This is a genomic window from Collinsella sp. zg1085, assembly GCF_018889955.1.
Taxonomy (GTDB): domain Bacteria; phylum Actinomycetota; class Coriobacteriia; order Coriobacteriales; family Coriobacteriaceae; genus Collinsella.
Map to the genome: position 1 here is coordinate 1,199,131 of NZ_CP076545.1, position 16,160 is coordinate 1,215,290.

Sequence of the window (16,160 nt, forward strand, 5' to 3'; positions counted from 1 at the left end):
TGCTCCTGTGATGGGTCAGTCAAGAGATGTATGCGCAGGCGCAAACGCGATTGAGAGGAGCTTTTATGCGAGCAATGCGTAGAAAAAACCGTGCGGTTACACAGCTTGATGACCTGCACGCCATCGTATCTGAGGCACGCATTCTTCGGATAGCTGTACATGACGAGGATGGACTCTATATTGTCCCGCTTGACTATGGCTTTGACTGGGATATTTCTAAAGAACAGCCACAGCTCAGCTTTTGGATGCACTCTGCTTCTGAGGGACGCAAGGTTGACGCATTTCGTGCTCACACAGCACGAAATGAAGCGGTTGCTTTTGAACTTGATATAGATGAGGAGATTATTTCAGGAAAGTTTGCCTGTGCCTATTCGCGGGCGTATCGCAGCATCATTGGCTCAGGCATGATAGTAGAAGTAACCGATGAAGCAGAAAAACTACACGGCTTGCAGCAACTTATGGAGCATGTTGCACCAAATGCCGATGTTCCTATGACAGGTGGCGCACTAGCGCGCGTAAGTGTTTGGCGCCTTGATGTGCAAACTATGAGTGGTAAGGCGCGGAGCGCTTCATGAGAAAGCCGCTTGCGGTCATTATTTCTCCCGCCAAGACAATGGAATATTCTGAAAGCTTTGATATACAGGATATTCCAGCGCTCACGCCAGAGGCTACGCAGCTTCTCAAGCACATGCTCACACTTGATGAGCTTGAGCTCAAGCGTATGTGGAAGGTATCAGACAAGCTCTTCCATGCCTGCCTGAATACGCTTGAGATGCTCCGAGAAACAGGGTTGCCAATCTCGCGCACCGAGCTTGCAAAACCCTGTTTTTACGGGCGCGTATCTGCTGCTCTTGGTGCCTATCATGGACTACAGTACACCAGTATGGCGCCGAAAGTATTGAGCCAACAAGCGCTGGAGTGGATTGATAAGCACCTGCGTATTATCTCGGGTCTTTATGGCTGCGTAAAACCTTTTGACGGAGTGCTCCCCTATCGTCTTGAAATGGGAGCACCACTTTCAATGGGAGACACTCAGCATCTTTATGGTTTTTGGGGAGCACACATTGCACGCGCACTGATGCCAGAGCCGGGAGAGCTTATCAACCTTGCAAGTGCTGAATATGCACGCGCTGTTCTACCACATCTTCCAGCACACACTCACATAACAAGCTGCATATTTGCGAGTAACATCAAATGCGGCAAGCCCATTCAACGCGCTACTGCAAGCAAGATTGCGCGAGGTTCTATGGTGCGATGGATGGCAGAGCATAATATTCAAGATGCACAAGAACTTATTCATTTTGATGTGGGATATCATCTTCATACTGAGTTGTCAGATGTCTCAACAGACACTCATACGCAGCTTGTCTTTGTTCCAGATAGCACCAATAAACAGGCGTAATAGCCGCTTTGTTTTCAAGCACATCAGACTTAAACGTTTTACATCTATTTTGAGATGGGACAAAACTACCAACACTCTATACAAAGATGAATTTTTTGCATGCAAGATTATTTCAAACAGAATAGGGAAACATATCCTCCAAGCAAGTATGCCAAGCCACCTACATCTAAGAAAAGCTCCTTATAGCTTGTAGGCTTTTTGGCAATTGATGTTCAAGGAAAGGAACGTATCCATGTCACACAACCAAGAGCTTCTCGATTCTCTCTCCTACATTGTAACCGCCCTCTCTCAACAGGCCGATGGTCATGCGGTACAGTCACGTATTTTTGCCTCACAGGGCTTTAGCAAGTTGGCAGATAAATATGCCGAGCATGCACAAGAAGAGCGCGGCTATGCTGAGAAGATTATGGATCGTATTCTTGACTTGGGCGGCACACTTACTAACGGCGCTAAGGAAGAAACTCCCACCTATACCAAGCCGCTTGAGTGGATTGCTTATGACTATGAGGTATCAAAATCAGGTATCGATTATCTCAAAAAGATAATCGACTTAGCTAAAGACGATTTAGTCACCTATGACCTGCTCAAAGATTATTACAAAGACGAAGAAGAGGATATGTACTGGGGTGAGCAGCAGCTTGAGCTGGTTAAGGTAATTGGCGAGCAAAACTGGTTTGCACTCTTTATCTAAGAGCGTATCTGTTTTATAACATGTATGCACCCTTATCGGGAGCGAAGCGTCACTAAGCTCGCTCCCGATTTTTTATTTCACACAGTCCGACTGTTGGTTAAAGAGTCATATGCCTAGAGGTACTTGCGCCAATCGTCCTCATCCTGCATATCTTGCTGCTCCTGTTCTTGCGATACCATGCGCTCACGCTCGAGGCAATACTCAGCAAAACTTTGTGATGCACGCTCCGGAAAAGCGCTAAAAACATGGCTAAATGCCTCATGATGCTGATGATAAGCGCGCCGAGGCACAGCAAAATAAACCTCAGTAAACGAATATAAACCGCTTGCCAGCTCTTCGTGGAACAATTCAGCAACACACTCGGCGTCCCAGCCCGCCTCGTCGCAACCAAAGGCACTCAAAACCAACTTATCATTGCCTTGCTGCTCAGCAATATGCAAAAGAAAACGAATGCGGCTCCGCAGAGTTTTATTAAGCGTCTCATCATCAACATGATAGTCTTCACGCGCACGACGCGCATGAGGAGCCGCAACCACTAAAACGTCAGCGTAGGCATGCATATTGCCTTCCGTAAAGCGAATATGAGGTGTGAGCAGGGCGCGATTCCGATACAGTTCACAGTTAACATTATGTCGGCGGTTTTCTTGATACCAAGCTTTTTGTGTCTGCAATACCTGAAATAAGTACGATGACGCACACAGCTGCTGCTCTTGCCCCCAATTACCTCGTTCATATCCACCACCCGGATACATAAAGGAAGCGCAGTCAAGCACCGTCATATCACAATACAGAGCCCGCCCGCGCCCATGTTCGACGATAACCGAGTGAGCATCCATGTCTAGCACAGAAACATGAGGAAGTGGCCTTTGGTCTTTTGCCGCTTCGCATGTTACAGAGTCCTCTGATGGCTCAGCTTGTTTAACAGCTAAAACGGGCATGCCATCAAAAAACTTGGTATCAGCAATTGAAGAAGTAATCTCAGATGCAAAACGCTCCTGCACAGCAGCAATATGCTTTGTAGCCTCACGCATACGATGCTCGCGACGCCCAGAGCTACGTCCTTGCTGAGATGAATGGTTACGGGCTGTATTAGGCATCGAAGCTCCTTTCGTACATAAAAACTTATGCACATACTACCATGCTCAATGGCTGATTTCTCAGAGTTATACCGAGCTCTCCTTCTGTTCTAACAGCGCTTAGCGCTGACGGTCACGCTCAAGAATAGGGCCTAAAAATGCGCCCGTATAGCTCTTTGAGCACGCAGCAACTTCTTCAGGGGTGCCTACAACAACAACCCGACCACCGCCGTTGCCACCCTCTGGACCCATGTCAATCAAGCGGTCGGCAACCTTAATAACATCAAGATTGTGTTCAATCACCAATACCGTATTACCCGCATCAACAAGGCGCTGTAACACATCAATAAGCTGGCGCACATCATCAAAATGAAGACCAGTTGTTGGCTCGTCCAAAATATAGAAGGTCTTACCGGTTTGCTTGCGGTGCAGCTCTTTTGCTAATTTAACGCGCTGCGCTTCTCCGCCTGATAAAGTAGTAGCAGGCTGACCTAAGCGCACATAGCCCAAACCAACATCAAAAAGCGTCTGCAGTTTTCGTTTAATCTGCGGAATATTATTAAAGAAGGCAAGTGCCTCAGTAACACTCATGTCAAGTACATCCGAAATAGATTTGCCACGATATGTCACTTCGAGCGTCTCACGGTTATAGCGCTTGCCCCCACATACCTCGCATGGCACATAAATATCAGGGAGAAAATGCATCTCGATTTTTATCTGACCATCGCCTTTACATGCCTCACAGCGCCCGCCTGAGACATTAAAAGAAAAACGCCCGGGTGCATACCCGCGTGCCTTTGACTCGGGAACACTTGCAAAAAGCTGACGCAAATCATCCCAAAGCCCAATGTAGGTAGCAGGATTTGAACGTGGGGTACGACCAATGGGCGATTGGTCGATGTCAATTACTTTATCTATCTCAGTCATACCCTCAAGGCTTTTATAGGAACCCACTGGTCGTGCTGAGCGCTGAATTGCATTGGTTAGGGCGGGAGCAAGGGTATCGGTAACTAAGCTTGATTTTCCAGAACCCGAAACGCCAGTTACAACTGTTAAGGTTCCAAACTCAATGCTCACATTCACCTTTTTGAGATTATTGCAAGTAGCACCTGTAATAGTAAGCGCGCCTCTATCCGGATGGCGGCGCTCACGCGGTAGCATAACCATGCGCTTGCCCGTGAGATACTGACCCGTAAGCGAATCAGGGCAATCCATAATCTCTTGTGGCGTGCCCGCAGCAACCACCGCACCACCATACTCGCCCGCACCAGGACCCATATCAACAACGTAATCGGCAGCACGGATAGTATCTTCGTCGTGTTCAACAACAATCACCGTGTTGCCAATATCGCGCAGACGCTCAAGCGTTGCAATTAAACGCTCATTATCACGCTGATGCAAGCCAATGGAGGGCTCATCAAGAATATAGAGCACACCCATCAATCCAGCGCCAATTTGAGTTGCCAGACGAATACGCTGCGCTTCACCGCCAGAAAGCGTTGCAGATGCGCGGTCAAGCGTGAGATAGTCAAGGCCAACATCAACCAAAAAGCGCAGCCGCTCAAGAATTTCTTTAACGATGCGCCCACCAATATAGTTTTGACGCTCGTTTAAGTTTAAGCCTTCAAAAAAGCTCAAACTCTCGCGACACGACATACAGCAGACCTCATAGATTGATGCCCCACCAACTGTCACCGCAAGCATCTCCGGACGAAGACGCGCTCCCTTACACGAGGTGCATGCCTCCTCGCGAATATATTTTTCAAGACGTGCCTTGGTATGCTCATTGGTAGTCTCGATAGCCCGCTCATACAAGATGTTACGCACGCCTGAATATTTGGTAAGCCAATGCGTATTACGTCCGTCTTGCGTGTGATAGTCAACGCGAATCTTGGTATCACCCAATCCGTCAAGAAATATCTTTTTGACGCGCGGTTTTAGGTCTTTCCAAGGTGTCGCAGGGTCAACCTTGAGATGTACGCACAGCGCCTTAAAGATTTGCGGATAATAGTTTGACTTACCAAAAAAGCTACCAAAAACACCTTCACCTACCGACAGGCTTGGGTCTTCGATAAGCGCCTCAGCATCAACTACTTTCTTGAAGCCTAATCCATCGCAATCAGGACAAGCTCCATAAGGTGCATTAAACGAAAAATCACGCGGTTGTAAATCATCAATTGAATGCCCGTGCTCAGGGCATGCAAGAGCTAGAGAATAACTTAGCAAATCACCTTCAGCTCCTTCTGGAGCATCGCGATTGGGTAAGAGATATACCGAAACATTGCCGTGCGCTAGCTTTGTTGCCGTCTCAACTGCCTCAGCAATGCGACCGGTTGCATCGGGGCGAATAACAATACGGTCAACAACAACTTCGATTGTGTGCTTAAACTTTTTATCGAGCGTTAGTGGGTCTTCAAGGTTAAGCACCTCGCCATCAACACGCACCCGCGGGAAGCCCTCGCGTTTAAGGTCATCAAAGAGCTTGGTAAACTCGCCCTTGCGACCCACTACCACCGGGGCTAAAACATAGGCCCGTCGTTCAAGGCCTGCTTCAAGAATCTTATCGGCAACCTGATCGGTTGTCTGCTTTTCTATAACGCACCCACACTCAGGGCAATGCGGCGTACCTACGCGCGCAAACAAAAGACGTAAATAGTCATAGATTTCTGTTACTGTTCCAACCGTTGAACGGGGATTTTTTGATGTTGTCTTTTGGTCTATTGATACCGCGGGCGAAAGACCATCAATAGAATCAAGGTCAGGTTTATCCATCTGTCCTAAAAATTGGCGTGCATAACTTGATAATGACTCAACGTAGCGCCGCTGTCCTTCTGCATAAATGGTATCGAAAGCCAGCGAGCTTTTACCTGAACCCGACAAGCCAGTAATAACCGCGAGCTTACCGCGCGGAATTGAAACGTTAATATCTTGCAAGTTGTGCTCACGGGCACCACGTATCACAATAGACGATGCTTCTGGCATAGCCACAATCCCCTCAAAAGGCCTTGGTTGCTGTTGTATATACCCAGTTTAGAACAAAACACGGACATATGTTCGTGTTTTGTCAGAACCATGGGATAAACAGACCTCGTGTAAACAAAATCTTAACAAGCTATACCCATCTCAAGACTTTGAGTAGTTCTCACTGTATAACTACCCTAGAATGAATAAATCTTTTGTTCTGAGTTTGATGCGCGAATGGATATATATGACAACTCCTGTTGATGCAACCCATGCCTTTATTCCTCTGAGCATGCTTGCCATTCTTATATGCCCGAGCGCTCTCGCGGGCTCAATACAGCTGATGCGTGCTCGTACCCCGCGCTGGGGAACACTCTTGTGGCTCTGCTTGCCAGGTGCGTTGCTCATAGCGCTCAGTAGTTTTCTTGCAACAGGCACTGTGGATACCACCATTGATATAGAAAGTCTTTACCTATATTCAGCAGGTATAGCATGTACCGGTCTTGTTATGCTGCTGCGCGGACCTGTCATCGATTGGTTTGGTACACTTCAAGGACCAGCACGCACAAGCCTAACCCTTTTGCGCGATATGGTGATTCTTGGTGTCTGCACCCTTATTGGTGCCTGGTTGCTTGATTTTGTCTGGCTAAGCGAAGCATCAAAGATTCAGCTTGGCTATTACACCATGACCGTTATTGTAGTAGCCGCTTGCTTTGTCTTTACCTATGTTGTTGGACAGCGAACCGGATTTTTATGTACGCTTGTTCTTATTGCATGTTTTGCGCTCAGCATTGCTCAGTTCTTTGTTCTTGAATTCAAAAATGCTGCTCTGCTTCCCAGCGATTTATTAACCCTAGAAACTGCCGCAGCTGTTGGAAATAAATACACGCTAATGTTTAATATCCGCATGCTACACGGCATGCTCGCCTGCTCATGCGGCTTTTCTTTGCTTTCATTCATCTGGCCAAGCTATCCTAAAACCCTGCGATTCATCAGTATGCATACGGTATGTAATATCATTCTTGCACTCTGCATTGGTCAGGGCTTATTGAGCGTGTACCATTCTGTTAGCCTCGAAAAGGACTACGGTCTTTCATATGACCGTTGGATGCCCATTACTACCTACAAAAATACCGGTATCCTGCCCGGATTTCTTGCTATGCTCCAAGACTTTGCAATCCTTAAACCTGATGCATATAGTGCTCAACATGCTCAGACCATTGAGACGAAGCTTGCTGAGCAATACGACGCTCTTTGGGACGCAAATCCCACAACCCAAGAAGCCCGTACGCAGTTTGAAGCAGTCAAGCCTGCCATTGTGACCATCATGAATGAGTCGTTTACTGACCTATCACTCTACCCCGCTGTTGCCGAAGCAGGATATACAGGTCCTGAACAATATAATGCAATTCCCGATGCTCTCATGCGTGGCACACTTATGGCTTCAGTGCAAGGTGGAGGTACGGCAAACTCTGAGTTTGAGTATCTCACCGGAACAGCAACAGCCTTTGTAGGTTATGGCAAGATAGCCTATCAAATATATAATTTTTCGCATGTCAACAGCCTAGCAAAGCAGCTCGGTGCGCTTGGTTACAAAACCACTGCTATCCATCCCGAAAACCCGCATAACTATAATCGTTCTTCGGTCTATCCCATGCTTGGCTTTAATCGCTTTTTAAGCTGGGAGGACTTCAAAGATGCGCCGGTTTATCACCATGGAGTAACCGATGCATCAACATATCAACGCATTCTTGACATACTCAGAACTGACCCAAACCCGCAGTTTATTTTAGACGTCACTATGCAAAACCATGGTGGCTATGGTGCAGGAACGGTACCAGACCAAGAATTGCCAGGCGTTTATCCAGCAGGCGTTGATGACCCTGAGGTGCTTACTAACCTTAATACCTATCTTGCCTGCGTCAATGCTTCAGATCGTGACCTTGCATGGTTTATTGAGGAACTTCGCAACCTTGACCGTCCGGTTATCCTGGTCTTTTTTGGCGATCATCAGCCTTCGGTGGGTTATAGCATCAATGAGATTACACACGCTGAGGGAGACGATGAACTGGCTCATATACAGCGCAATCACATGTCAACCTATCTGGTATGGGCAAACTATGACGTAGCTGGTCAAGAACAACAAAGCGAGCATCAAGATATGGGCATTTGGACGCTCGGTGCTGAGGTGCTTCATCTAGCCGGCGCACCGTTGACGCCCTACCAAAAAGCTCAACTTGCCGCCCGTCAAGAAATTAGCTCACTTAATATGTTTGGCTATACGGGTGCCGATGGTACGCTCTATCCCCTTAATTCAAAAGAAAGTCCCTATGCCAGCCTAGTTGAAGACTTGCGGCGCGTATCCTATCTTGAGTTTGCCGAGAAAACGCGCTGAGATTTATATGTCATGATTGCCGTGCCGTTCTGTGGGTCTGTGGTTGTTGACGGCGGTTCTGCTGTTCTGTAGTTTTGTGGAGCTGCATGAGCTCTTAGCTTCGATGAGAGGCCTGTTCAATTAGTGCCTGCGCAACGCGAATACCGTCAGCCGCTGCCGACATAATACCGCCTGCGTATCCCGCTCCTTCACCAGCTGGATACAGACCTGGAGTGCTTATTGAGCAACAGTTAGCATCGCGCAAAATAGTTACAGGCGAGCTTGACCGCGATTCAACTGCCGTCAAAACGGCATCAGGGTTGCTAAAGGGTTTCAGCTTATTGCCAAGCATGGGAAGACCGTGGCGCAAGGTAGAAATAATGTATTGAGGAAGCAACTGTTCAATCTGAGACCATGTTACGCCCAAGGGATAGCTTGGATGAACTGAATGTGGGCCTGAACTTGAACGTTGTGCCAAAAAATCCCCTACTAGCTGAGCAGGAGCTTGATAGGGCTGTAGTCCTTGCTGATATGCTGCTTTTTCACATTGTGCTTGCAGGACAATTCCTGCAAGCACATCATCGCCTGGCAAATCTCCCGGATTAACGTTTACCAGCAAGGCCGCATTGGCATTTTCTTTTGCTCGTGCATAAAGACTGGCACCATTGGTGACTGTGCGTCCCTGCTCACTTGCTGCAGCAACCACCTCACCGCCCGGACACATACAAAAGCTAAACAGTGTTCTCTCATGCGGGACATGTGCAACCAACTTATAGGGCGCAGCTCCAAGCGCCGGATGACCGGCTGCAGGTCCATATTGTGCTTTATCTATATCTGCTTGCTTGTGCTCTATACGAACACCCATGGCAAAGCTTTTTCGCGCAAGCGCTATGCCTCGTTTTTGCAACAAAGCAAATATATCGCGTGCCGAATGCCCACAAGACAGAATGAGTGCTTTGGTAGCAATACGCTCTTCACCTGTTGCGGTAGTAAGACAAAGCGCCTGCAGAGCACCCTGCGCATCAAGCTCAATATCAGTCAGGCGCACCCGAAAGCGAATCTCCCCTCCGCATGCCTGAATACGCTTAACAAGCTGAGTGACGACGTTCGGCAATATATCTGAACCAATATGAGGCTTTGCCTGCCATAAAATCTCACGTGGAGCACCAGCCTCTACAAAGCTTTGCAGGATAAGCTGATGTGCAGCGCTTTTGGTGCCCGTGGTAAGTTTTCCATCTGAAAAGGTTCCAGCACCGCCCAAGCCAAATTGAATATTGCTTTCCGGATCAAGTTGCAGCGTTGTTTTGAAAGTTTCAATTGCCTGCGCTCGCTCATACGCTGGGTCACCGCGCTCAATGATGAGCGGCTGCAATCCGGCCTCAGCAAGAGCAAATCCTGCAAACAACCCCGCACAGCCTGCTCCTATCACCACAGGACGAGAACGAAGAAATACGCTTTGCGGACGCTCCCACTTGAGTGTTTCGCGCTGGCAAAGTCTAACCAAGCGCGCATCACTTTGAGACAAGCCTGCAACAAGGCGCTGTTCGTATTTTGGGTTGAGATCTACATATGCACTTAAAGTAAGATGCACATCACGTTTTTTTCGGGCATCAACTGATACACGATGCAAACTGAGCTCCTGAATATGCGCATCTGAAATGCCCAATCGTTGTACCACCTGAGCACGCGCTACATCGCGCAAAGCCTCCTCACTCAAACCCTGGTCAAGGCTTGCAATGAGCTGCTGAACTTCAATCATGTGTAGCTCCAACATAATGTGCTGCAGACTTACCAGCCAAAATACCGGTTAACCATGCCCATGCCAAATTATAGCCACCGCAATCAGCGTCCATATCAAGCAGCTCACCTGCTGCAAATAAGGCCTCACCCGCCGATAGACGCTCATCAACACTGCCAAGCGGTATGCCACCTCGGCGAACCTGAGCTTGTTGTTCTTCGGCTGTACCAAAAACGGTAAGCGGCAAAGCCTGAATAGCCGCTTTAACGCGACGTATATCATGCGCAGCATAATCGTAGAGGAGCTTGCCCAGTTCTGGCACAAACAAACCATCAAACCAGTGTTCATCTGCTTCAACAAACAAACCACGAATATCTTGTCGATGCGATACGTAAGCCTCTAACTCTTCATCAGTAAAGCTAGGCATTAAGTTAAGCTGCAGTATATCTCCTGCTTGAGCACGCCGCGAACAATTAAACGACACAATACCTGATATACCGTATGAGCGAAATAAAACCTCACCCGTCTCAGAATAGAGCTCTCTACCTGCACGAACAAGCGTAAGCTTTGCATGGATGCGGATACCATCAAGTGATGCAAGGTATAAGCCCTGTGGTTGAGCCAGCTCACAGGCGAGGGGACACAAGACAGGACGTTCATCGAGATGCGCCAAACCAAACTGCTCGCATATCTGTGTGCTTGCTCCACCTGTTGCGAGTATGAGTGCCGAGGCATGTATCGACACCGTGTGCCGTTTTGCTTCTGCAAGCACACGACGAGCACGGCGCACGCCCTGGTTCAGCGAAATATGAGAGACAGGTACGCTATACCTAAGCTCCCAGCGTCCTTGCCTTAACTCAGCCGCATTAAGCTCACAAGCGCCCAAAAACTGCACGCCCTGTTGCTCACAGCTCAGTATCAAAGCATCACGTACGCTCGCACTACTTCGAGAAGCAGGGTAAAGCCGTCCTTCGAGCTCAGTTGTTACAATGCCAAGCTCATCAAAAAACTGTGCGAGACGCTTTTCTGCATCCTCGCCCATAATCTGGGCGGCACGCTCAGGATAAAGATAGTGCGTAAAATCTAGGCGAGCATTGCTGATATTGCAGCGTCCATTGCCTGTTTTAAGGATTGAAAGACCGAGTGCAACATCACGCTCAAGCACCACAACTGTGGCACCTGCTTGCGCAGCTGCATATGCCGCTGCTAAACCTGACGCTCCGCCCCCTACAATAGCTACATCAACACAGCCTTGCTCTCCCACGCTTCAACCCTTCTTAACTCAAGCTATCAAGCTATACACTTCTCACCCTCACGGGCGAACTTATGCATGCTCATGCACATGCGCATGCTAATTATGCGTGTGTTGCCCATCATCTGATGTATGAACCCGCGCTTCCAGTGTTTCTGCAGCGTGGAGCGCCTCAGGCAATAAGCCTTCTGGAATATCCAACTCAACACGTCCAGCATCACAAGCAGCGGCAAACCTTGAATCAATGGGCAAACGACCCAGAATGGGCAACCCATATGACGCAGCTACGTCGCTGAGCTTGCTTGGCCCAAAGACCTCAATGTGCTTACCGCAATCTGGACATGCCACATAACTCATGTTCTCAACAACACCCATAACCGGTACGTCCATTTTTTCAGCCATGTTGACAGCCTTAGCCACAATCATGCTCACCAAATCTTGTGGACTTGTAACAATCACAATACCATCAACCGGTAATGACTGAAATACCGTAAGCGCAACATCACCGGTACCCGGAGGCATGTCAACAAGTAGGTAATCAAGAGGACCCCAGCTTGTATCTGTCCAGAACTGACGAATAGCCCCTGCAATAACCGGGCCGCGCCAGAGCACCGGATCGGTCTCGTTAGCAAGCAATAGATTGCTCGACATAACCTTGATACCCGTCTCAGATATCTCAGGTAATAGCAGGTTGCCTATACCACCCACGTGCTTCCCGCTCATACCAAACATCTTAGGAATTGAAGGCCCGGTTATATCGGCATCTAAAATGCCAACCGAGTGACCCGCACGACGCAGCTCAGTTGCTAGAGTTCCTGTTACCAAGGACTTACCAACGCCACCTTTACCCGAGAGCACCGCAATAACGCGCTTAACTTGAGAGAGTTTATTTGATTCAAACTGCTGTACACCAGATTGACCACCTGCAACTGCATGTTCACAACCCATATCGTATCCCTTCTATCAACAGAGCACGGCGTGCTCTTCCCCTGTATGCAGCCTACCCCAATACATGCCCATAAAGGCAGAAAATACGTATGCAGTCATTAAAACCGCGCGTGGCTAGTGTTTCATATGCGGTGTAAAGCCTGTTCGCTTACGCTGACCTGCAAACACCGAGCCTTTACGTGCATTTCTCTTTAGGGCTGCTATAACATCATCTTCACTGCTACCCTCAACGAGTGTCCGCAGATGAACCACCGCATCGCGCAGGCGCGCAGCCTCCTCAAAATCCATCGCCACTGAAGCCTGATGCATATCGTCTTCAAGCTGCAAAATGATACGCTGCACTTCTTCTTTTGGGAGCTCGCTTAACTCTTCTGCTAAATGAGCCCCACTTGCACTATCTGTTGGGTGAGTTATACCTGCTTCAGGTGATGGCGTATAGAAACTGCCATGACCCAAACTATCATGCTTTTCACGCTCACGCGTGGTAAGGGTATCCGCCGCCTCAGCAATAAAACTTGAAATATCGTTGATTGCTTTTCTAACAGTTGTTGGCTGAATACCGTGCTCTAGGTTAAAAGCCTCCTGTAAGCTCCGACGACGTTGCGTTTCGCTGATGGCTGCTTGCATAGAGTCAGTAATGGTATCGGCATACATAATGACATGGCCTTCTGCATTACGAGCAGCACGACCAATTGTCTGGATAAGTGAACGGCGGTTGCGCAAAAATCCTTCTTTATCGGCATCCAAAATGGCAACTAAAGAAACCTCTGGCAGGTCAAGACCCTCACGCAACAAGTTAATTCCAACCAACACATCGATTTTTCCGCTACGCAAATCGCGCAGGATTTCAACGCGATCCATCGTTGCTGTATCAGAGTGCATGTAATTAACACGGATACCAGCATCAAGAAGATGGTCAGTTAAATCTTCTGCCATACGCTTCGTGAGCGTGGTAACCAAAACACGCTCATGTTTTTGTATACGTTCGTGTACTTCATCAAGCAAATCATCAATTTGACCTTTAACGGGCCGTACATCAATGATAGGGTCTAAAAGACCTGTTGGTCGAATAATCTGCTCAACGTCGCGCTGCGATACACGCAACTCGTAATCGCCAGGCGTTGCCGAAACATAAATAAACTGCGGAATCCGTGCTTCAAATTCGTCAAAACGAAGGGGACGATTATCAAGCGCTGAAGGTAGACGAAAACCATGCTCAACAAGGGTTACCTTGCGTGAGCGGTCGCCTTCATGCATGCCGCGAATTTGAGGTACCGTAACATGGCTCTCATCAATAATGCAAAGCATATCTTTTGGAAAATAATCGATGAGCGTAAAGGGTGGCTCGCCAGGCTTTCTTCCATCCAGATGACGCGAATAGTTCTCGATACCGTTGCAAAAACCCATCGTCTCAAGCAACTCTAAGTCATAATGCGTACGCTGCTCTATGCGTTGTGCTTCAAGCAACTTATTAGCTGTTTTAAGCTCAGCTACGCGCGTCTCACACTCGTCTTCAATAGTCTTGAGTGCGAGACGCACCTTTGGCTTTTCGGTAACATAGTGCGATGCTGGCCAAACTGGGATTGCATCGTATTCACGTAAAAGCTCACCGGTAAGCTCATGAAACTCTGCAATAAGCTCAACCTCATCGCCAAAAAACTCAAAACGAAGGGGATGTTCTGCATAAGGGGGAAATACATCAACTACATCACCCCGCACCCGAAACGTTCCACGACTAAGCTCGTAGTCATTACGGTCATACTGAATATCAATCAAATCATGTATAAAATCATCGCGCTCAAGCGGGATTTTTTTATCGATATTAGGTGCTAAGCCCGCATAGTCCTCTGGACTACCAATACCATAAATGCACGAAACCGAAGCAACTACGATAACGTCTCTTCTCGAAAGTAGCGATGCAGTTGCTTGATGGCGCAGCATCTCAACCTCTTCATTGATTGACGCATCTTTCTCAATATAGGTATCAGATTGCGGAACATAAGCTTCAGGCTGGTAGTAATCGTAATATGAGACAAAATAGACAACTGCATTATGCGGGAAAAACTCTTTTAACTCGCTCGCCAACTGAGCAGCTAAGGTTTTATTGGGCGCCATCACCAAGGTTGGCTTACCGAGTGCCTCAATAGTTTTTGCCATAGTAAAGGTTTTGCCCGAACCTGTAACACCCAAGAGTACCTGATAACGCTCGTTGCTCTTGACGCCCTCAACCAGTGCCTGAATAGCGTCTGGTTGGTCCCCCGATGGCTCATAGGGCGAGACCACCTCAAAGGCAGCAGGCCCCCCTTGCTGTCCAAATCGTTTAAGTTCACCGCCTACGCGCTCAACGTCTAAAGCTTCCATGGCCACTCCTCTAACATGCTACGCGAGTTCTCATATCGTACATATGTTCTATAGTTTGCGTCAAGCATCTTTTCTATATGAAAAAACTTATGCCACCTGAAACGCTAAGGGATACAGCTGACGGTAACGATCATAGGCATTATTCACACGAATTAAATAAGCTTGTGTCTCGGGAAAGGTAATTGCATTATGCAAAAAATCACTGCGTGCAATCCACTCATTCACATTGCCAAGCCCAGCGTTATAAGCAGCGATTACGCGGTCGCGTGCACCGGTAAAATAGTTTGATAAATAGGCAAGGTAGGCACAGCCATATTCTATATTGACAACAGGGTCATCAAGCTTATCGAGCGGGTACTGACTTTCATCAACTCGTCCCGTGCGCGCCATATCCGCAGCGGTGGTATCTAAAATTTGCATAAGTCCATGCGCACCCTGAGCAGACTGAGCCTGTGGATTCCAGCTTGATTCACAGCTAATCACCGCCGCTACCAAATACGGGTCAAGCTGATGACGCTCTGACGCTGACGCAATCTCTTGCTCATATGACAAAGGGTACTGATAGCGAAATAAAAGACTTGGTCCATATGAATAGGCCGCTGCCACAAGACCCATGACAAGCACCACGCCTATTGGCAGCAACCGATACCACGTCAAGAAACGAAGCTTATGTGCGCGCGTTCTCACCAAACATCCCTATCTCTCTGCGTGGCAACGTGGTGCCAAGTATGCATCGAGCTGAGCAAAAAGCGCTGGCAAATCAGCAGTATTAGATATAACATGCGTTGCCATTGCTTCAATCTCGGCGTCAGTAGGTTGCAATTGAGCACGCGCGTCAACATCGTCTGGATGCATTCCCCGCGCAATGGCGCGTGTACGTCGTATCTTATAGGGCGCCGTGATAGCTATGATGTCATCAGCCCATGCAAAGGCTTGCTCAAAGCCTCGAGGAGCAGAGATTTCGACAACCAGGTGCTGCGATGCTGTTGCTTTTGCACGATACGCTGTTATCTCTTGATATACATCCTCTAAAAGCTGTGGATAGACACATGCGCCCAGGCGCTCTATATGCTCAGCCGATTGAAAGGCACGTTTAGCGAGGAGTTGGATATTAAGTCGGTCTTCTATACATATATCGTCACCAAACGCTGCTCTAACACAAGCACGTACCTCAGCATTCTGCTCATAGAGTAGCTTAGCGCGTTCATCAAGATTGATGAGGCAAGCACCAAGTTGCTGCATATATCGCGCTGCTTGGGTTTTACCCGATGCAATATTGCCAAGTATATAGATAACCGACATCTCAAACCTCCTTCTCTCACTTATCTATGAACAAACCCTTACCGTATCAAAACTC

General features: G+C 48.0%; 12 protein-coding genes. 4 read left to right on the forward strand and 8 right to left on the reverse strand.

Features of this window, described 5'->3' with window-relative positions; all coding sequences use genetic code 11:
• Nucleotides 1-65 precede the first annotated feature (65 nt).
• The 3 genes from KPC83_RS05115 (at nucleotide 66) to KPC83_RS05125 (ending at nucleotide 2,093) form a co-directional block, all read left to right on the forward strand.
• Nucleotides 66-575, forward strand: a complete 510-nt coding sequence (locus KPC83_RS05115) for a pyridoxamine 5'-phosphate oxidase family protein (protein ID WP_216278191.1) — start codon at nucleotides 66-68, stop codon at nucleotides 573-575.
• Nucleotides 572-1,402 carry a YaaA family protein gene (locus KPC83_RS05120; RefSeq protein ID WP_216278192.1) on the forward strand — a complete coding sequence of 277 codons (831 nt, stop codon included), beginning with the start codon at nucleotides 572-574 and terminating at the stop codon, nucleotides 1,400-1,402. Before KPC83_RS05115 ends, KPC83_RS05120 begins: the two co-directional genes overlap by 4 nt.
• Nucleotides 1,403-1,634: 232 nt before the next feature.
• Entirely contained in the window at nucleotides 1,635-2,093 is a 459-nt protein-coding gene (locus tag KPC83_RS05125) for a bacterioferritin (protein ID WP_216278193.1), read from the forward strand.
• Nucleotides 2,094-2,206: 113 nt separating this feature from the next.
• Here the strand turns inward: KPC83_RS05125 and KPC83_RS05130 are convergent, their stop codons facing one another.
• Both KPC83_RS05130 and uvrA read right to left on the reverse strand, forming a co-directional pair.
• Nucleotides 2,207-3,190: a TIGR02452 family protein gene (locus tag KPC83_RS05130; RefSeq protein WP_216278194.1), complete on the reverse strand. Its 984-nt coding sequence runs from the start codon at nucleotides 3,188-3,190 to the stop codon at nucleotides 2,207-2,209.
• A gap of 99 nt (nucleotides 3,191-3,289) precedes the next feature.
• Nucleotides 3,290-6,151, reverse strand: a complete 2,862-nt coding sequence (gene uvrA, locus KPC83_RS05135; protein ID WP_216278195.1) for an excinuclease ABC subunit UvrA — start codon at nucleotides 6,149-6,151, stop codon at nucleotides 3,290-3,292.
• 226 nt (nucleotides 6,152-6,377) lie between these two features.
• Here uvrA and KPC83_RS05140 point away from each other — a divergent pair, with 226 nt between their 5' ends.
• Nucleotides 6,378-8,525 carry an LTA synthase family protein gene (locus tag KPC83_RS05140; RefSeq protein WP_216278196.1) on the forward strand — a complete coding sequence of 716 codons (2,148 nt, stop codon included), beginning with the start codon at nucleotides 6,378-6,380 and terminating at the stop codon, nucleotides 8,523-8,525.
• A 94-nt stretch (nucleotides 8,526-8,619) separates the two neighbouring features.
• On the opposite strand, the gene KPC83_RS05145 is transcribed toward KPC83_RS05140, so the two are convergent.
• The 6 genes from KPC83_RS05145 to coaE form a co-directional block, all read right to left on the reverse strand.
• Nucleotides 8,620-10,263: an NAD(P)/FAD-dependent oxidoreductase gene (locus tag KPC83_RS05145; protein WP_216278197.1), complete on the reverse strand. Its 1,644-nt coding sequence runs from the start codon at nucleotides 10,261-10,263 to the stop codon at nucleotides 8,620-8,622.
• A complete protein-coding gene (locus KPC83_RS05150; RefSeq protein WP_216278198.1) occupies nucleotides 10,256-11,506 on the reverse strand; it encodes an FAD-dependent oxidoreductase in 1,251 nt (416 codons plus the stop codon). The genes KPC83_RS05145 and KPC83_RS05150 overlap by 8 nt, the downstream gene beginning before the upstream one ends.
• An 87-nt stretch (nucleotides 11,507-11,593) precedes the next feature.
• The gene (locus tag KPC83_RS05155; RefSeq protein WP_216278199.1) at nucleotides 11,594-12,442 is read right to left on the reverse strand and encodes an Mrp/NBP35 family ATP-binding protein; all 849 of its coding nucleotides are present in this window, start codon (nucleotides 12,440-12,442) and stop codon (nucleotides 11,594-11,596) included.
• A 114-nt stretch (nucleotides 12,443-12,556) separates the two neighbouring features.
• Nucleotides 12,557-14,803 (reverse strand): excinuclease ABC subunit UvrB, encoded by a 2,247-nt coding sequence (gene uvrB, locus KPC83_RS05160; RefSeq protein WP_216278200.1) that lies wholly within the window; start codon nucleotides 14,801-14,803, stop codon nucleotides 12,557-12,559.
• 87 nt (nucleotides 14,804-14,890) lie between these two features.
• Nucleotides 14,891-15,490 (reverse strand): lytic transglycosylase domain-containing protein, encoded by a 600-nt coding sequence (locus tag KPC83_RS05165; protein WP_253200878.1) that lies wholly within the window; start codon nucleotides 15,488-15,490, stop codon nucleotides 14,891-14,893.
• Between the two features lie 9 nt (nucleotides 15,491-15,499).
• Nucleotides 15,500-16,105, reverse strand: a complete 606-nt coding sequence (gene coaE, locus KPC83_RS05170) for a dephospho-CoA kinase (protein ID WP_216278201.1) — start codon at nucleotides 16,103-16,105, stop codon at nucleotides 15,500-15,502.
• Nucleotides 16,106-16,160 lie beyond the last annotated feature (55 nt).